We start from the raw sequence: 18,938 nt of genomic DNA, 5'->3' as shown, positions 1-18,938 counted from the left end.
CTAGGATGAATGGAAGTAAAGACGATGGCTATACATGTAAGCTTCGGCGAAGTAGACGGTCATGTCAGCATGATGGGCGGCATGATCGCGGCGTGGGAAGACGCCATTCTGAATATCGAGAGAGCGACCGCGAAGCTCCATTCCGGCGATTTCCAGGGTGACACCGCCGATGCTCATGGGACGGTGATGAGCAGATTGGACCGGGAATTGGTGACTTTCAAGGGCACCGTGGCGCAACTCAAAGCCTCGATCGGTCTTGCCGGCGGTACCGGTGGCGAGTTTCAGACCACCGATCAAACGAGCCGCGGCCTGTTCGCGGTGTGAGTCGACCGGGTGAACGTTGAGCGCTATGTCACATCACAAGACATTGATGGGGCGTACACCCGGTCCCACCGGAACCGAGACGATGGGTGAGCGGGTTCCGGCATCGGTCGATCTGAATGTCGACGCCGCGCTGTTGCTGCGCGATATGGTCGGAATCGACGCATATCCCCTGGTGCTGGCGCTGATGCCGAATATCTACCGTATCGAGGACCGAGATCGAGTGCGGGAACGCGTCCACGAGCAGCTGACGGCGGCGGGCGTCATCGATGACGGTCGGGTGCACCCGGTGGTCGTGCATTGGCTCCACTGTCTCGACCGTCCGGACAGCGAGCTGGTCGCTCGGATCGTGGACACGAACGCCCTCGCCGAGACCCCCACGATGCTCCGCTTCTCGCTGGTGCGCCGGGCCGAGGACCATGTTCTCGCGGTGCGCTATGACGACCACGTGGTAATCCAGTCGGTCTTTCCGACCGGTCGCGCGATGGACAGCATCGCGTCGGCGTTGAGCGCGGCCCTCGGCTGCTGGCCTGCTCTGGAATTCGATTCCCTGGTGGCCCCTATGACTCAGCTCGATTCGATACCAGCGGAGCCCGATCAACGCAGGCAGGCCCTGCGCGAACTGGGTGCGACACCCCGGACCGCCGCGGCACTCGGTCGCGAACTCGGCACGGTGCTGCGCCGCGCCGAGATCGTGATGATCGAGCACCGTGACGGAAGTTTCGCCCAACCCGAGCTTTGCACCAACGTGCTCGACACCCCCAGCGGCCGGATCGTCGTGGTGCCACACTGCGCGCTCGACGGAGAGGTCTGGTCGACATATCTGCCGGGTGACGTGAGCGCGGTACGCGCGGGAGTGGAGGCGTTGCAGGAGCTGCTGCCCAGCGGCAGCTGGCTCGAGGCCTCGCGGACGGCCTGACGCGGCGGGACAGCGCGCAGATCGAGAGGAGTACCGACAGTGGATCGAACATCGAACCTCAATGGCAGCCGAAACGATCAAGGCCAGGCCAACAGCGGCTACGACGCCTATTTCGGCGGAAACCCCGAATCGACGTTCGGTGCCCCACGTCTGGCGTCGAATCCACAGCCATCGAGCAATGCCACCGCGGTAACGTTCGAGGCTCCAGCGCCCCAACCGGCCCCGCCGCCGTACCGCTCGGAAGTGACACCGATCGATGACGGACAGCCCGAGAACAGTCCGTCGGTCGCACCGTATGGCGAAGAACCGCCTGAGCCACCGCAGAACTGGATCGCCTCGGTCCCACCGCCGACGCAACATCGAGCGCCCGCGACGCCCGCGCCCTACATCGACTACCGAGACGAACCGGCACCCTCCTCGATCGAGGTGCTGCCCGCGGTGCTCAGCTCGGCGGACCTGCTGGCCGAGATCGCCGCGTCCCGGCGCGCGCAGCTCCGGTCCAACACCGGTGTTCGTGGCGCGTTGAACAAGGTCGGCTTCCGGCTCGGATTGTCACCGGCCGAACAGCGCACCGAAAACCGCCGCGGCCGGATACGGCGCCAATTGACCTCCTCCTATCAGATCTCGGTCGTGAGCGTCAAAGGAGGTGCGGGCCGGACGACGGCCGTCGCCGCTCTCGGCTCCACCTTTGCCGCACTGCGGCCCGACCGGGTGGTCGCGATCGATGCGAACCCCGGCTTCGGTGATCTGGCCGCCAGAACGCGTCGGCACCCCTACGGTCTGACCTTGCGCGACCTCGCACATGGCGCACAACTGGACGCCTTCTCCGCCGTCTCTGCGTACACGTCGATCAACTCCGCAGACCTCGCCGTCGTCGCCTGCCCCTGGACACCCGAGACCACCGAGGCGCTCTCCGGACAGGAATACGCCGCGGGCGTCGAGGTGCTGCGCCGGCACTACAACCTACTGCTGGTGGATTGCGGCACCGGCGTGCTCGACTCGGTGACCGGCACGGTGTTGCGTTCCAGCGACGCGGTCGTCGTTATTACCCCGCCCACGGTCGGCGGGGTGACCGGCGCGGTCGCGACGCTCAATTGGCTCAACACCCACGGGCTGCACCACCTCGCCGCGCGGTCGATCGTCGCGATCAGCCATCACCGGCCGGACAAACCCGTGGTCGATATCGAGGCGATCGAGCAGCTGTTCGCCACCGTGCAACGACCGACCTGCCAGCTGCCCTATGACGCGCACCTCGCCGAAGGCGGCGAGATCGATCTGCGGCTGCTCGAAAAGGACGCGCTGCTCGCGTTCGAGGATCTCGCCGCATGGCTGGCCGACGGGTTCCCCGGCTACCTCCTCGAGGGAACCGAAGATATGGGCGGTCGCTGGTGAGCGCCCCTGTGGCAGCGCCGACACAGTCGGCCGAGGCGGCCCGGGTCCGCGTCGGTGTGCTGGTGGCGACCTACCAGGTGGATGTCGTGATACCGACGAAATTCACGGTGGAGACCTTCATCGATGACTTGCTGGTCGTGCTCGCCGAGGCCATCGATGACGACGATGTCGATTTCACCGCACCGACCGGCTTGTGGAGTCTGGCCCGCCCCGGGGAACCGCCGATTCCGCGCTGGCACGTACTCGCCGACTACGACATCGCCGACGGTGCTTTGCTCATGCTGTCGGTGGTGGAATCCGGCGAGGAATTCCGGCCGGTGGTCGAAGACATCACCGACGCACTGGCCTTGACCAACGAACGTGAGTTCGCCGAGTACGACGCGGAGACGTCCATGATCACCGGAACGGTCGTGCTGTGCCTCGGTGCGGCCGCCGCCGCAGTACTGCTTTCGTGGTCGTGGATGCGCACCGGATCGTTCTGGTGGTGTGGTCTGCCCGCGCTGTTGCTCGGTGTGGCGGCCGTGCTCGGTGCGGTCTGGACGGCGCGGCGTGGCACCAGGCCCCGGGTCGGCCTCGGTGTGGCATTGTCCGCCGTGCCGTTGCTCTTCGCCGGAGGAGCCATGCTGATACCGCCGCCCTATGGGGAGCCGGGACCATTCGGGGCCGCGAATCTCGCCGCCGGTGCAGTACTGGCCGCAGTGTCCACGATCGTGCTGCTGCGACTGACTGGCTGGGCCGTGGCTACCATGCTCGCCGCGACGACCCTCGCGCTGGCCGCGACCGCGGCGGCGCTCACCGCCACTTACACGAATCTGGGGATCCACCAGATCGGTGGTGGGGCTTTGCTCATCGGGCTGGTGCTGCTGACCTTCGCGTCCCGGCTGGCGGTGATGCTGGCCCGGATCCAGCCACCGGATCTGCCGGACCCTGGCAACGACGTGACCCCGGCGTCGCTGGCCGACATCTTCGACGCCGAATCCGGCGCCGCCGACGGTCGGATCAGCGCTGATCCTAGTCACGAACCGCGTGGGCGGACAGGCAGCGATATCGAGAGTCGAGCTCGATACGCGGTGGCCTGTCTGCGTGGGTTGATCGTCGCGATTGCCACCCTGCTTGCGGTGGCGGCGGTGGCCGTGTGCGTCGTGAGTCCGGGCGGAATACGAGAAATCGTCGTCGCGATGGCGGTGGCCGCCATCCTCGTGATGCGTGCGCGCTGGCATCCGGATCGAGTGCAGGCTCTCGCGCTGATCGGTGCGGCGGCGACCGTCGTCCTGGGTGTCGGTTGCGTTCTCGTCGGGACGTATTCGACTCCGTGGGTGCGGTTGCTCGTGGTCCTGACGGTCGTGTCGATCGCAGGTGCAGGCTGCGCCGGGGCGGTGCAGCTGCCCAAGCGAAGGCTCACCCCGGTGACGCGACGGATGATCGACCTGCTCGAATACGCGTTGATCGTATTGGTGCCGGTGCTGGCGTGCTGGATCGCGGGCATCTACACCGCTCTGCGGAGAATCTGATGCGCGGGAAGGGTGTCGTCGCGGGGACGCTGACCGCTGTCTTCATGCTGGCGCCAGTGGGTCCGGCCTGGGCCGTGGAACCCCCGCAGGTCATCATCGGCGCGCCGCCACCGGACGGCGCACCGGGGCCGGCAGAGCCGACCAAACAGAACATGGGCTGCCTGGCGGTCGGGGCGCTCCCGGGCAGCGACCCGACGAGGGCGCCGCTCGCGGACCTCACCTTGCGACTCGACGAGGCCAGGGCACTGAGCCGCGGTGCGGGCGTGACAGTCGCGGTGATCGACACCGGGGTCTACGCGCATCCACGGTTGCCAGGTCTGCGCGGTGGCGGTGACTACGTCGTCGCCGGAGGGGATGGCCTCGCCGACTGCGACGCGCACGGCACCTTGGTTGCGGGGATCATCGCCGCCGCCCCGGACCCCGCCGACGGATTCCTCGGTGTCGCACCGGACGCGCAATTGCTGTCCATCCGATACCGTTCCGGCGCGTTCACCACCGAGCGACCGAACCCAGACCCGCTGCAACGAATCGGTGCCGATATCGGGGCACTCGCACGGGCGATCACGCACGCGGCAAATATGGGCGCTGGTGTAATCACGGTGTCGCTGCCGATCTGCCTGCCTGCGGACACCGCGGTGGACCAGAGCGAACTCTCCGCGGCGATCGGATACGCGGTGCGTGTCCGTGGCGCACTGATCGTCGCGGGCGCGGGCAACACGTCGAGTCCGGGGTGTGCGCAGAACCCGGAGGTCGGCAGATTATCCGGAGCGGATACTCGCAACTGGGGCCAAGTCGAGACTATCGCTACTCCTGCCTGGTTCGTGCCCGAGGTACTCACTGTTGGCTCGGCGACCGTGACCGGGGCCGAAATGCCTGATTCGCTGCTGGGACCGTGGGTCTCGGTGGCCGCGCCCGGCGTCGGGATCGAATCGCTCGGTCCCGGCGGCGGGGGTGTCGTCAACGGTGTCGGCGAGCCCGGCAAGCTGGTTCCGGTCGGCGGTGCGTCGTTCGCCGCGGCATACGTCAGCGGTGTTGCCGCGCTGTTGCGTTCGCGCTTCCCGGCGGAGACTGCGGGCGAGATCTCGGCTCGACTGGTGGCGAGTGCGCACGCGCCGGCCCGCGGGGTCGACAACGCGGTGGGCGCGGGTGTCATCGATCCGGTTGCGGCATTGAGCTTTCGGGCACCACCACCACTGCCGGTGGCGTTGTCGACTGCACGTGGCGTGGCTCTGCCGATACCTGCGCCGCCGCGTCCGCAGGATCCGCGCCCGCGCATCGGCGTGGCGCTGGTGTTCGCCGCTGCCCTCGCGCTCGGCATTACCGCCGGTGTTGCGGGTCGTGCTGCCGGAGCCGAGAAATGAACTTCCCGCGTATCCGGCCCAGCACCGTAGAGCGTGGCCCGCTTGCGGTGCTGGTGCTCTGTGCCAGCTTGGTGCTGATCGCACTGTCGTCGCGCGGCCTGTGGATGTTTGGCGTGGGCATGAGCGTGCTATTGGTGCTGACGGTGGCGATGGGAGTCGACGGGCGATCGCCCTACCGCTGGCTGTGCGCATGGATCGGCTATCGGCGCGGTCATGGCATGCGCCACGCCGAGTTGGTGCGGGTTCCCGAGCTCAGCGAGGTCGAGGTGGCCGCGGGCGTCTGCGGAATCCGGCACGTGGGTGACGTACTCGTCGCGATGATCCAGCTGGTGCCGAATCTCGACCTGCCGACGGTGATCGCGGACGCGACCATCTATACCGAGGACACTGTGCCGCTTTCGGTGCTACTCCCGCTACGGGATCAGTACGGAGTGTCGATCGATCTCGAGATCGTGACCACCGGCAGCCGGACCCGATCGACCGGTCACTACACCATGTTGTACGACCAGCTGATCGGTGCCACCGCAGTGGTCGGCAGCCGGGTCACCTGGCTGGTCGCCCGGCTCGATGAGCGCCGGAATCTCGCCGCGCTGTCCAAGCGTGGACCTGTAGTCGCGGTCGCACCCGGCGCGTTGGCGACCGCCGCGCATCGGATCGCAACGCGGCTGCGGGAGCAGGGCATAGGCGCGCATCCGCTGCCCGCCGCGGCCTTGTCGGACGCGTTGCGGCTGCTGCACGCCGGCGTCGAACTCGACGATCTTCGCGAACAATGGAGCTGCTTGCAGTCGTCGGTGGCCGGCCGCGTGGTCACCAGCTTCTTCGTCGACTGGGCGCAGCTCGGGGTCGCTGGCCTTGCGACCTGCTGGGCCACGAATCGAGGGCACACCACGGTGGTGGTGCCCGTCACCGATGAGGTCGGCGCTCGTCGTGTGCTGGTGCGCTATGTCGGTCCGCCGGTATCAGCCGTCCGTCATCGCTACTTGCGGTCATTGCCGGGCTGTCAGGGCACCGCTCTGCAAGCCTCGCTGGCAGGCGAGGTGACAGTGTCGCGGCTCGCGGGCACGCATGATTCCGGCCAGGATCCCTGGCCTGCTGCACTGGCGATTCCGATCGGCCCGAACGGTCAGGTGCTCGGTGCGCTGGAGGGACGGCCGCGACATGCGCTGGCGTTGCCGTTATACGATCCCGCGGGCTACAACCCGCGTCGGCGCACCGTCGAGGTACACGCGAAACTGTCTGTCGCCCAACAGATCGTTCTTCGCGCGACGGCGGTCGGCGCCGAGGTAGAGGTGCACACCGACCGTCCGGACGGCTGGCGGCACCTGATTGCCGCGGTGGGTGATCCCGGTTCGCTACGGCTGGTCGCCGAGCACGCTACGGTGACCGATGGGGATGCCGCATCGATCACGGTTTTCGACCACGTCACGCCGCGAGCGACCACGGCACAGACGTCGATTGTCATCAGCGATCCCGGCGGCCCGCGAACGGGTGGTGCGGACCTGGTGATCGACCAGGTGAGCGGGTCGGCAGTCGATATCAGCATGCCGACCCGGACGGTGCGGGTGGATCTTATCGAGCCGCGCGGCGAAACGCGCTATCTCAATCCCACCCCTGACCAACGTGAACTGACCACGGCACATGCGAATGCGATGCCGGTGGGCAGCACGCCGGACGGAGACATCCGGTCTGGCGAAACCGATGGGAGCGGTAATGTCTATCGACGTGGCAGTTGATCCCCGGCCCGATGACGGTGTCGAGGCGCCGCGGCTCGCTGCGGGGGAAGGTATGACCCCGAAGCAGGCGGCGGCAGCTATTTTCTCGCGACGGCTCTCGGCCCTGATATCTGAATCGGTGGTGTCTACCGGCGATGGCGCGACGCGGTCGCTCACGCTGTATTCGCTGGCGCGGCATCTAGAATTAGCGTATCCCGACGTAGCCGTGTCGCAGTCGGGGCTATATCGTCTCATACATGGTGACGCCATACCTCGGTTGGATTTGATCATTGCGCTCGGGCGCGTATTCGATGTTCCGGTCGAGTATTTTGTGACCGAGGAAAACTCCGAACGGAATCGTCCGCACCCCTGAGCTGTTCTCCACAGCGGGAATATCGTATTCGGCGGCCGCCGATACCATTTCGAACATGCTCGATGAAGAGCCGACGGACATCCTGATCCGCCATCGGTCGGCCGTCCTCGCTACCTTGTTCGGGAGCAAGGACGCGAGCGATCATGTGCCGGAGCAGAATTCGGAATCCGATTCTCTCCGAACGCGATCCATCGGATCCGTTGTCGAACACGATTCAGTCGAGAGCGGGCGAACCGCGGGCGAACCGAGAGCCAGTGAGCAGATCAACGCCATGCTCGCCGGTCGCACGCGGACGAGGCCCGCCAGTGTGTTGTCCGCGCCGGGCCCCATGCCCGCGTCCGCAGGACCGAGGGAGGTGCCGTCTCCGCGGCCGCCCGCGTCGCCGCAGCAACGGCCGTCCCCACCGCGCCGACCCATCCGACCTGCCGATCAACTGTTGCGGGATGGTTTACGCGCCTTGAGGAAACCGAAGGTGGCGCTGGCTGCGGCTGGTGTGCTGGCTTTGGTCGTCATTCTGGTACTGGTCACCGGAACCGGCCAGGACGATCCGCCGCAGCAGTTGATAGCGGCTGCGCCGAATCCCAGCTCGGCGCCGGCGTCCGCGCCTGCGGATCCGCCCACGGGGGCGAACATCAAGGTCGTATCCGCGGAAGCCACCTGCCCGCCGGGCGGCACTCCGGGGATGGATGCCTTCGACGGTCGTCCGGCGACGGCTTGGTCCTGCGGCCGGTCCTTCAATGTGGATGGCCAAGTACTGCGCATCGATCTCGGCCGCAGCTATGCCATAGATTCCATCGGGCTCGTGCCAGGGTGGGACGATATCGCCACCGACGGCACCGACCAGTGGTCGCGCTATCGCACAGTGAGCCGCGTTTCCTACCGGTTCAACGACGAGCGGATCACCACCTTCACCCAGCGCACGCTGGACCAGCGCCGGTTGGTGACAACGAAGATCGAGCCGCCGGTGCACGCCAGCCAGGTGGTACTGACCGTCCTGCAGTCGTCGAGCGCGGGCACAGCCGACGCCACCGCGATATCCACGATTGTCATCCATGGACACTGAAACTGTTTCGTCGCTCGGCCCTATCTGCGACTACTGCTTGCAGGAGAACCTGCCCGCAGATACCCGATGTGCACGCTGCGGTGCGCCTCGTCCCCCGGAACAGCTGGCGAGTGATCCACTCGACGCGCCGGAGCAGCGCACTGGACCGGTCATCGAAGAAAAGGTGCTGCCGCATCCTGGCGTGCAATGGCGAGCTTCGGTCGGCGCGGTGGCACACAAGGCTGATAACGGCCTGCGCAATCCGGGCCGGATCATTGCGGTGATCCTCGGTACGGGCACCGGCATCGTGCTCGTCGTCGGTGGTCTCATAGTGGCTGCGGTCATGGTGCTGATTCAGCTCTTGCCGTCGTTCAGCGCGCCCGACGTCGCGCGGGGCACCGCGCCGCGATCGTGGGCTGATCAGCTTCGCGCCGTTTCCACCTGCCAGCGGATCCACGTCGATGAACGGTGTGTTCTCACGGGCGGGCATTACCTGCTCTTCGGCGGGATCACCGGCGGCCGGGATCTGATCTTCTGGATCCGGCAGTTGCCGGAGGATCCGCTCGGCGTGACCGTGCGCCGATGGCGCGCCGAAGGTGGCCGGATCCTGTGCGACAAGGCGACATTCATACAGATCAGCCCGACCGCAGCGGTGCGCTATGCGAGCGGACCTGCAGGTGTCGTGGTGGAGACCGATCCGTTCACCGATAGTGCCCGGGCCCAAGCGTTCTTGACCCGGTTCAGTGTGTTCTGTTGAGAGAGAGTGTGTCTGGTGACCAGAGCGAAGCCTGATTCCCGCCCGGCACGGGTATTGCACGATGATCCGGCCGCGGTGGAGGCATCCTACTTCCGTGGGGTCCGTCCGGAGTCCACGGCGAGCACTGCGGTCACCGAGCGGGGTCGGCGGATACTCCGCCAGCATCTCGTGCTGGCGGCGACGCGGGCGCCGCGGACTGCGACCGTGCGCGTGTATCGGCCGGGCGAAGACGGGGTACTCGGTGTGGCCGTACAGATCGTCAACGACGACATGCCGATGCTGGTCGATTCGGTGACTGCCGCGTTGCGCCGACTCGGTGCGACGGTGACCGACATCATCCATCCGATTCTCGAGGTGGCGCGCGACGATACGGGGCGGCTGCGTGCTGTCGAACCGCAGCACCCCACCGGGGGTCGCCCGCGGTTGCCCGGCGTGACGTTCACCGCCGAGTCGTGGATGCATGTGCAACTCGCCGATGATGTGGCCACATCGGTCTTGGACGCGGCAGAACGGATCCTGCCGCGGTTGCTCTCGGATCTGCGCCGCGTCGCTGACGACGCCACCTCGATGGATGAGGCGTTGCTCGGTCTCGCCGACGAGCTTGCGGGTAAGGACGACGATGCCGAGGCACTGCGCGGGGCCGAGTTGCTGCGCTGGCTGTCCGAAGACCACTTCACCGTTCTCGGCTACGCGCAGTTTCGTGACGGTCGCGCCGGCGACGGTCTCGGCATCCTCGGGCCGGAATCGGGGGTCTGCGTCTCTATTCCGGATCGGGCAGAACAGGATCCGCTTCTCCGTGTTGCCCACGGTGCCGCCGACATGCCGATATCGGGTGCGCCCCACCACAGTGTGATCGGACTCCTCGATCTGGAAGCCGGTGCGGCAGGCGTGCACGGTGAGCACGTGTTCGTCGGCGTCTTCTCCGTTGCCGGCCAGCACGAGAATATTCTGGACATCCCCCTCGTCGGCGATCGGGTCCGTCAGGTGATCGGCTGGGCCGGCCTGGAACTCAACTCGTTCTCCGGCCAGGCGATGCTGGAGGTGTTGCAGTCGTTTCCGCGGGTAGAGTTGTTCGCTTCCGATTCCCGGCAGTTGTTCGAAACGATCTCCGCCGTAATGACATTGAATTTGCGGAGGCAGGTCCGTGCGTTCCTGCGTATCGATCCCGTGGGCGATACCCTCTACTGGCTGGTGTTCCTGCCGCGCGACCGTTACAACGCGGAGGTGCGGTTGCGGATGCAGGAACTGCTGCGCGTCGAACTCGGAGCCACTCACATCGGATACTCGGCCCGGGTGACCGAATCGGATTTGGCGGTGGTGTATTTCACGGTGCAACGAGCCGCAGGGCATCCGCTCGAAGTCTCGGCACCCGACCGCGCGCGGATCCAGGACGAGCTCTTCGCGGCGACGCGGACCTGGAGCGATCGGCTGGTCGCCGAGATCGCTGCCGCGGCGAGCGCGACCGCGCGGCCTGCCGTCAGCTACGCCGCCGCCTTCGCTGCCGATTACGAGCAAGATCACGAACCCGAGCAGGCCTTCGCAGACCTGCTGCGGCTCGAAGCGCTCAGCGGTGGCGAGCTCGACGTCACGCTCGATCGGCTGGCCGGTGCGCCGTCGGGGGAGTGGCGATTCAGCCTGTATGTCAACGGATCCGGGGTTTCCCTGAGTCGCATGCTGCCGCTTTTGCACAGCCTGGGTGTCGAGGCGATCGATGAGCGCGCCTACCGCGTAGGGTTGCCCGCCCACCGGTCGGCCTGGATCTACGAGTTCCGCATCCGGCTGCCGGTGACCGGGACGGAGTTGAACGAGGTTGTGCGGCAGCGGTTCTGCGAGGCGATCGAGGCGATGTGGTTCGGTCGCGCCGATGTCGATCCGCTCAACGAACTGGTGCTGCGCGCGGGCCTGAGCGCACGGCAGATCACGGTGCTGCGGGCCTACGCCAAATATCTGCGCCAAGCAGGCTTCGTGTACAGCACTGCCAAGATCATTCGGGTGCTGCTCGCACATCCGGTTGTCGCACGCTGCTACATCGAGCTGTTCGAGTCGCACTTCGACCCGGACGCCGCAACACAGGCCCAGGTAGCCGCGCTCACCGCGGAACTGTGTGAACAGATCGATCGTGTGCTCAGCCTCGACGTGGACCGTATCCTGCGCGCCATCCTCGGCCTGATCGGCGCGACGCTGCGGACAAACTACTTCACGGTGGATGCTGCGGGATATCCGCGCGAGTTCCTCTCGCTCAAGTTCGACGCCCCGGCCATCGCCGAGTTGCCGCAGCCCAGGCCGCGATTCGAAATCTATGTGTATTCACCGCGGATGGAGGGCGTACACCTTCGGTTCGGGGTCATCGCGCGCGGCGGGCTGCGTTGGTCGGATCGGACCGAGGACTTCCGCACCGAGATTCTCGGCTTGGTCAAGGCGCAGGCGGTGAAGAACGCGGTGATTGTTCCGGCAGGCGCAAAGGGGGGATTCGTCGTCAAACAGCCTCCGGAGCCGACCGGTGCGGTCGACGCCGATAGGCAAGCCCACCTGAACGAGGGCGTCGCGTGCTATCAGATGTTCATCTCCGGCTTGCTGGACCTCACCGACAACCTCGATCATCGGACGGGCCAGGTGGTGCCGCCAGCACGAGTTGTGCGCCGGGACGGTGACGACACCTACCTGGTGGTGGCGGCGGACAAAGGCACCGCGACCTTCTCCGATACCGCGAACGAGGTTGCCCGCAGGTACGGTTTCTGGCTCGGTGACGCGTTCGCCTCGGGCGGCTCGCTCGGCTACGACCACAAGGCGATGGGCATTACCGCCCGCGGGGCCTGGAAGAGCGTGGAGCAGCATTTCGCAGAGCTCGGAACTGACACGCGGACAACAGATTTCACGGTTGTCGGGATCGGTGACATGAGCGGCGACGTATTCGGGAACGGCATGCTGCTCTCCGAACACATCCGGCTGATCGCGGCCTTCGATCATCGGCATATCTTCCTGGATCCGGATCCGGACGCCACTCGATCGACGCGCGAGCGGCAGCGGCTGTTCGCCTTGCCACGGTCGTCGTGGCGCGACTACAACCCTGCCGTGATCAGCACCGGTGGCGGCGTTTACGACCGATCCGCCAAGGCTGTTCCGGTATCCGCGCAGGTCTGCGCTGTGCTGGGTCTCGAGCCCGGCATCACCAGCATGTCACCGCCGGAGATGATCTCCGCGATCTTGACCGCGCCGGCGGACCTGCTGTGGAACGGCGGAATCGGCACTTACGTCAAGGCTTCGACCGAGACCCACGCCGACATCGGGGACAAGACCAACGATAACGTCCGGGTAGACGCGGCGTGTTTGCGCGTCAAAGTAATCGGCGAGGGCGGCAATCTCGGCCTCTCCATGCTCGGACGCGTCGAATTCAGCCTGGCCGGTGGTCGCGTCAACACCGACGCCCTGGACAACTCGGCCGGGGTCGACTGCTCCGACCATGAGGTGAACCTGAAGATCCTGCTGGACAACGCGATGTCGAACGGTGAACTTGCCCCCGCCGAGCGGGATCAGCTGCTGATCGCGATGACCGACGAGGTCGGCGCGCTCGTGCTGGCGAAGAACGTCGCGCAGAACCGGCGTCTCGGCCTGGTCCGTGCGGCCGCGGTCACGGGACGGGACCTGCATCGCAGAATGGTCGTCGATCTCGAACAGCACGGCATGGATCGACAACTCGAGGGCCTGCCGTCCGAGTCGGAGCTGGATCGTCGCGCCGTGCTCGGTCACGGGTTCACCTCGCCGGAGCTGGCGAATCTCATGGCGCACGTGAAACTAACCCTGAAAGCGGACCTGCTGGCGGGCGATCTGCCCGACGATCCGGACTTCGGGATCGCGTTGCCCGTGTACTTTCCTGCCGCTGTGCGCACTCGGTTCGCCACGGCGATCCCTCGGCATCGGCTGCGCCGCGAGATCATTGCCACGGTGGTTGTGAACGACGTCATCGACAATGCCGGGATCAGCTACCCCTTCCGGCTCGCAGAACAACTCGGCTGCACGGGTGCGGATGCGGTCCGCGCCTACACGGCCGCGGTGACGATCCTGGGGCTGCGGCCGTTGTGGGCCGAACTCCGGGGGCATCCCATGCCGATGGCGGCGCGCGACCTGATGGAGTTCGAAATCGGCGGCACGCTGGAACGATTTGCACGGTGGCTCCTGCTCAACTGTGTGCGGCCACAGGAGATCATGCCCTGTGCCGCGCGATATCAATCGGGCCTGTCGCGCCTGGCCGGGGCTGCGGACCGGTGGCAAACCGAATATCTGCGGTCGGACGTCGATGCCCGTGCCGAACCGAGCCTGCGCGCCGGCTCGCCGCAGGATCTCGCCGAGCGAGTGTTCGGTCTTGTTCATCTCGTTCCCTTGCTGGACGTGCTCGATCTAGCCGACGACTGCGGCCGGGACGCCGAGGAGGTTGCGGCGCTCTACTATTCGCTGTGCCACCAGTTGCGGATCGATCGGATACTCACCGTGGTCGACGTGCTCGACCACGGTGATCGATGGGGCACGCTGGCGCGCCTTGCAGTGCGCGACGACCTGCACGATTCGATGCGGCTGCTGACCCTGGATGTGCTGACCTCGTCCGAGCCGGGCTGCGGTGCCGACGCCGCGATCTCCGATTGGGTGGTGCGCAACAGCGGTCGGGTGAGTCGCGTCGAGAGCGCCTTCGCGGAGATCCTGGCCGCGCCCGAACCTGGATTGGAGACGCTATCGGTGGCGACGCGGCAGATCCGCGCACTGCTGCTGAAACGTGGACGGTGAACGTGAACCGTGACCGGGTCACTGCTCGGAGACCGGCGTCCCGCACATGCCGCAGAACCTCGCGTTCGGCGTGAGCTGACTACCGCAGGTCGCGCAAAATTTCTGCAGGTGAGCACGATTCTCACGAGCAGGTTGCTCGTCCGGGTACCCAGTATCGGCTCCGACCGCACGGGGGTCGGGCAGTCGGCTGAGTGTGCCGGTCAGTCGCAAGTACTTCAGGTCCAAGGCCAATTGCTTGAGGCGCTCCGCGTCGCGGGGCGCCAAGGTGACATCGAAATAGCCGAGGGCTGAAATCTGCAAGCCGTACCGGCCGAACACCGAGTTGACGTGTTGCACGACCAGGGCTTCGATGTCCATCGCGTGCGCGGAGAGCTCGAGCACCGCCCACTGGCCGCAGGAGATACCCTGAGTGACGGTCACCTTGAGCGTTTTGAGCACCACACCTGAGCACCATGCGCGCAGTTCGGTGACTGTACCCGCGGGGCTCGCGCCTCCTGCAAGAGCAGCGATCAACAGCGCCACGTCGTGGATCGCGGGGCTGAACTCGCCGAACACCCGCAGTGAGACCACCTGCTCGCTGTCCGGGTCCACGACGTCGGCCAGCGGCCCCCCGAATTTGATGCCGGACAGTGCGTGCGTGGTGACGAAGTACAACTCGGCCCGCAGGCCGCTTCCTTCCGATGTCGGCTGGTCGGGGAGGGCGACCCGGGGTAGATCTAGGGTGTCCAGATGGTATCGCCCCGGCCCGAGTATGAGGGTGTGGTGCGCCGATCCGGCGATGAGTAAGAGCTCGGAAGCCTGCACGACCACTTCGGTATCGCGTGCGAAAACCAGCTCAGGACACTTGTAGACGAGCTGATTCTGCTCGAACCGCGAGCCGAAGACCGGCTGTTCCTCGAGGGCCGCCATGGTTTCGCTCCTTGGTTCCGGGATCAGCCTGCTCGTCTGCCCTTGTTTCGGCGCCGCCGAGTGGACGCAGGGTTCTCGGCGTCGATGAGGACGGTGAAAGCCGCACGCTTCATTGCGCATTCATCGATGTCGCAGTCGCCGTGCTGCCGCATCGCGATATGCGCCTCCCAGATGCCGAGCGGTCCGCTCGGTGCCTCATGCGTCAGCACATACGGCCAGGTCGGTGGCGGAATCATGGGCGTGGATCGGCGTGCGCTCAGTCGTAGCACCGCATACAGCAACGTGCCGGCGACGAGTAGCGCGAGGTAGGCGAGAAGGAAGGCAAGATCGAACAAGGACAGAGTCTTTCGCGGGCGGAACAGCGTGATCGGCGTGTGCCGGTCAACGGATACCATAAGTATCCAGTTGAACGAACACGCTGTTGCCAGGGTTGGGAACCAGTAGGAATCTGTGTCTTGACCTGGCTGTGTTCACTGGGTGCTAGCCGGCTCGATAGGTTGGTGAATCGCCCGGTAACAGTGAACTGGTCGCTCAGCGGGCAAAGAAAATATATCGTTGAACTATGCGCATGGCCGAACTCAGTCGCGTGAGCGGTATCCCAACCGCGACGATCAAGTACTACCAGCGTGCCGGTTTGATGCACAGCGGTGAGATCGTCAAGCCGAACCAGGCCATTTACGACGAGAGTCACCTGCGCAGGCTCGCGCTGATCCGTGCGCTGATCGACGTCGGCGGACTGTCCATCTCTCAGACGCAACAGGTGCTGGCCGCGATCGACAGTCCGGACCTACCGGTGCGCCAGGTGCTCAACGTGTTTCAGCGATCGATGAGCCGGGTCGTGCCGATCGACGAGTGCGACAGCGTCGACGCGTTGCCGGACGGTCCCTACGTGCAGGACGAGTTGGCGCGGCTAGCCGATGCCCGACGGCTGGTGGATGAGCTGGTCGACCGCTGGGGCTGGCAGGTCGCTCCGGATAATCCGATGCGGGGCAGCGTCGCGGGGGTGATCGCGCCGTTCGCTCATCTGCTGCCGACAGCCTTCGAGAACAAGGATCTGCTCGATGCGTACGCGGAGGCCGTGAGTCTTATCGCTCGCGCTGACCTGTGTGAGGTGGCCAAGGGGCGCGATCGGGAATCGATGCTGGAAATCGCCACCATCGGCACGGTGCTGGGCGATGCACTGCTCGCGGCGCTGCGTAGGTTGGCGCAGGTGGATGTCGCGGCCCGTTGGTCCGCGGCTCGCGGCGAGTCACATGCCGCGCCGCCGGATTCGACGCACTCGGGTCGAGATGGCCGACGACATCAGTCCGGCAGAAATGGCCGTGCGCTGAGTGCAGACGCTCCCATAGGTGGCGACGGCCAGCCCGGTGCGTCCCTGGAAGCATAATCCGCCCAACGGTGTTCAGGGTTAAGTAGAAGCCGACCCGTTGATATGGACAAGCGTCCGCTTCGAATGGCGGCGGGAGACCGCTCTGATTGTTTTACCGGACTAATTTGCTAGTAAAAAGCTGGCCGGGCCAAAATGTGGACAGCAAAGCTATCCAATAGTTAAAATCTCCATGTGTTACCGGTTATACCCTCAGGGTTAGCACTCAGAACCACTGGGCGAGATGGCCTTGCGAACGCCGTGCGGTCCTACTCTTGCTGCGGTTGTGCGCTGATTTCCGAAAGGTCATGGCGAATGGTGTCGAGTCGGCGATTCGAAACTGTGGGTCCCACCCGCGGGTGCATGCACTCGGCAGCTGAGACGAGGCTGTCCGGGTGATGGACGAATTCGTGCCGCCTACGGCCTTGCAGCGGTTCCGAACGGGTCACGAAGCCGGCGTGGCGCGACAGATCGCGCTGCCTTCCGCGCGTGAGTTGGTGTCGGCCCTCTTCGGCCGACATGTCGCGGCGCACCCGCTCAGCCGGTGGGCCTGTCAATTGGCGGACCTGCACGACCCGCAAGCTGATCCCGGTCACGTCAGCGCCGCCCAGATCTGCGATCTGGTACACGAGATCGATCTATGGATCGAGTTGCACGTGCCGCAGCATCGCCTCGGTGCCGCGCTGCACACCGAAACGCTCGGTACGGTGATCGACCACATCGCGGCCACGCAGAACCGGATCCATGCGGAGTTGTCCGGCTGGCACGGTTCGGACTGTCCGCCCCTGCGCGCGGCCTGGCATCGGCTGGCGGAGCTGGTCGACTCCTACGATGACCTGGTCCACGACGTGGTTCGCGGCGTTCGACGACTCCCTGCGCCCGCGCGAGGTGGGTGATGAGACCTGTTTGCGGGTTGTGTGCCGAGCCCGATGGTGGACGCCTTGTCGTCAAAGCGCGTATCTGGTTCGGGGTCCGGCCGGGCGGGTCGACCGATAGCGCCCCGGCCCTGCGTCGGCTCGCTTGCGAGTTGAGGGAGATGGACGACACGTGACTACATTGTTCGGCGAGGGCGAAAACGAGCAGGATCGAGCCGAGAGGATCGTCGCCGCAATCACCGCGGTGATGCCGTCAGGTTGCGTACCGCTCCACGCGGAGTTCGCGATGACCGTGGTCGCGGAGGCCGCGGAGTTGCTAGGCGCCGACGAGCAGCGACTCCCGGTCCGGGTGCAGCCGACAGAAGCGCTGCTCGAGCTGGTGCGCGAGGAGCGCCGCCGATCGGCGCGTGCCGACGCGGGGCCGTGGTGGCGGCTGGTGGTGACATTTGGGCCCGCGGGTGCCGTCGAGGTGCTACCCGACTACGGTGACGAGCCGTTTCCCGACGAGCAGCTCTTCGATCCACACGACTATCTCGCAGATCTCGAATACTACCCGCGCGAATCGGTACCGATCTGGCTGGCCGCGTACATCGCGCACGGTGACCGGCAATCGCGGACTCCCCAGGCAGCCGCCGAGCAAGCCCGCACCCATCGGCGGAGCGGGGTCCTCGCGATACCGTCGGACAGCGACTTCCCGCCGTTTCCGGTGTTGTGGTCACGGTGGGCAGTGCTCGCCGCCGTGCACATCGCGCGTCGCTCGCCCGCAGGGCCGTTGATATTGCCCGCGATGGGTTGGTTCGAGAGCTCGGGACACAGCGGCTCGACCCTGTACGCGCTGCCGGGAGGCCGTGCGGTGCTCTCTGGAGGAGTGTGGAACGCGCCCGAGCTGGCCGCGACGTACCTCGGCGGACAACCCATGCCCGCGTTCTACTCGGGGGCACCGGACTGGGTGGCCGACCCGGTGCTCAACCCGCGTGCAGCCAACGGCCTGATGTCGTTTTGCTACTGGTGGGAATCCGGTCACTGGTATCGGGGCGAGTCCGCGCCGGCCGACCGGCTACGCGAAGCGATCCCGGAAATCTGGACCTTCGACACCGCTGTGAAGGCCATCCGAGAACTGCTGGCATCGCGTCGGGCGGTCGGCTATGAGGCGGTTGCCGCCTTGTTGGCAGCGGCGGAGATCGGCGTGGTCACTCGGGACACGGTTTCGGCCGTCCTCGGGACGGAGTGCGGTTTTGATATTGACAGTGCGATGAACCAGTTGTCGATGGCCGGAGTCATCGTGTCGCTGCCTGAGCAGATCACCCGCGAGCGGGCTATCGCCCGGGTGCGGGATTTCGTGCTCGCACGCGGCCTGCCGCTCGGCGACCGCTCGCTGGACATCGTGCGGGCCGAGCGCGTCAGCGTCGGGTGGCGGATCACCCTACCGACCGTGTCGGGGAACGAGGCCGGCGGCGTTTTCTACGTGGCCGACGATGATGTGCTGGAATACTCGTCCTCAACCGTCGCTCCGTCGGTCTACCTCGCCGAGTTCGAACATAGATTCGACCAGCGGCAGGGTGGGGTGCAGGTCTGAATTCACACCGCGACCGCGGTGATCGACCGCTCAACGGTATAGCGCACC

Annotated in this window: 15 protein-coding genes; 13 read left to right on the top strand and 2 right to left on the bottom strand. The window is 65.9% G+C overall.

The window, feature by feature from the left end:
• Positions 1–9: 9 nt before the first annotated feature.
• The 10 genes from O3I_RS23920 to O3I_RS23875 all read left to right on the top strand — a co-directional run bounded on the left by O3I_RS23920 (position 10) and on the right by O3I_RS23875 (position 14,164).
• Positions 10–324: a WXG100 family type VII secretion target gene (locus O3I_RS23920; RefSeq protein WP_141692165.1), complete on the top strand. Its 315-nt coding sequence runs from the start codon at positions 10–12 to the stop codon at positions 322–324.
• A 46-nt stretch (positions 325–370) separates the two neighbouring features.
• On the top strand, positions 371–1,240 hold the full coding sequence (locus O3I_RS23915) for an ESX secretion-associated protein EspG (protein WP_141692166.1): 870 nt from the start codon (positions 371–373) through the stop codon (positions 1,238–1,240).
• 243 nt (positions 1,241–1,483) lie between these two features.
• Positions 1,484–2,632, top strand: coding sequence for a MinD/ParA family ATP-binding protein (locus O3I_RS23910; protein ID WP_193364880.1), 1,149 nt, complete (start codon positions 1,484–1,486; stop codon positions 2,630–2,632).
• An 8-nt stretch (positions 2,633–2,640) separates the two neighbouring features.
• The gene (eccD, locus tag O3I_RS23905) at positions 2,641–4,143 is read left to right on the top strand and encodes a type VII secretion integral membrane protein EccD (RefSeq protein WP_014985564.1); all 1,503 of its coding nucleotides are present in this window, start codon (positions 2,641–2,643) and stop codon (positions 4,141–4,143) included.
• A complete protein-coding gene (gene mycP / locus O3I_RS23900; RefSeq protein ID WP_014985563.1) occupies positions 4,143–5,504 on the top strand; it encodes a type VII secretion-associated serine protease mycosin in 1,362 nt (453 codons plus the stop codon). Before eccD ends, mycP begins: the two co-directional genes overlap by 1 nt.
• Entirely contained in the window at positions 5,501–7,237 is a 1,737-nt protein-coding gene (gene eccE / locus O3I_RS23895) for a type VII secretion protein EccE (RefSeq protein WP_014985562.1), read from the top strand. Before mycP ends, eccE begins: the two co-directional genes overlap by 4 nt.
• A complete protein-coding gene (locus O3I_RS43985) occupies positions 7,215–7,589 on the top strand; it encodes a helix-turn-helix domain-containing protein (RefSeq protein WP_237748120.1) in 375 nt (124 codons plus the stop codon). Before eccE ends, O3I_RS43985 begins: the two co-directional genes overlap by 23 nt.
• A 457-nt stretch (positions 7,590–8,046) precedes the next feature.
• Positions 8,047–8,652, top strand: a complete 606-nt coding sequence (locus O3I_RS44935; protein ID WP_141692168.1) for a discoidin domain-containing protein — start codon at positions 8,047–8,049, stop codon at positions 8,650–8,652.
• Entirely contained in the window at positions 8,633–9,388 is a 756-nt protein-coding gene (locus tag O3I_RS23880; protein WP_141692169.1) for a hypothetical protein, read from the top strand. The genes O3I_RS44935 and O3I_RS23880 overlap by 20 nt, the downstream gene beginning before the upstream one ends.
• 15 nt (positions 9,389–9,403) lie before the next feature.
• Complete coding sequence (locus O3I_RS23875; protein ID WP_051066739.1) at positions 9,404–14,164, top strand: NAD-glutamate dehydrogenase; 4,761 nt, start codon at positions 9,404–9,406, stop codon at positions 14,162–14,164.
• A gap of 18 nt (positions 14,165–14,182) precedes the next feature.
• On the opposite strand, the gene O3I_RS23870 is transcribed toward O3I_RS23875, so the two are convergent.
• Complete coding sequence (locus O3I_RS23870) at positions 14,183–15,073, bottom strand: SPFH domain-containing protein (RefSeq protein WP_014985557.1); 891 nt, start codon at positions 15,071–15,073, stop codon at positions 14,183–14,185.
• Positions 15,074–15,096: 23 nt separating this feature from the next.
• On the bottom strand, positions 15,097–15,408 hold the full coding sequence (locus tag O3I_RS45605) for a hypothetical protein (RefSeq protein ID WP_167829167.1): 312 nt from the start codon (positions 15,406–15,408) through the stop codon (positions 15,097–15,099).
• Positions 15,409–15,635: 227 nt separating this feature from the next.
• Here O3I_RS45605 and O3I_RS23860 point away from each other — a divergent pair, with 227 nt between their 5' ends.
• The 3 genes from O3I_RS23860 to O3I_RS23850 all read left to right on the top strand — a co-directional run bounded on the left by O3I_RS23860 (position 15,636) and on the right by O3I_RS23850 (position 18,890).
• Entirely contained in the window at positions 15,636–16,460 is an 825-nt protein-coding gene (locus O3I_RS23860) for a MerR family transcriptional regulator (RefSeq protein ID WP_081594092.1), read from the top strand.
• A 377-nt stretch (positions 16,461–16,837) separates the two neighbouring features.
• The gene (locus O3I_RS23855; RefSeq protein ID WP_014985554.1) at positions 16,838–17,335 is read left to right on the top strand and encodes a DUF4254 domain-containing protein; all 498 of its coding nucleotides are present in this window, start codon (positions 16,838–16,840) and stop codon (positions 17,333–17,335) included.
• A gap of 151 nt (positions 17,336–17,486) precedes the next feature.
• Positions 17,487–18,890, top strand: a complete 1,404-nt coding sequence (locus O3I_RS23850; protein WP_237748119.1) for a hypothetical protein — start codon at positions 17,487–17,489, stop codon at positions 18,888–18,890.
• Positions 18,891–18,938 lie beyond the last annotated feature (48 nt).

The sequence above is a fragment of the Nocardia brasiliensis ATCC 700358 genome (assembly GCF_000250675.2).
Classification (GTDB): domain Bacteria; phylum Actinomycetota; class Actinomycetes; order Mycobacteriales; family Mycobacteriaceae; genus Nocardia; species Nocardia brasiliensis_B.
Note: the sequence above shows the minus strand (reverse complement) of the source record. Positions and strands in the feature narration are given on the sequence as shown.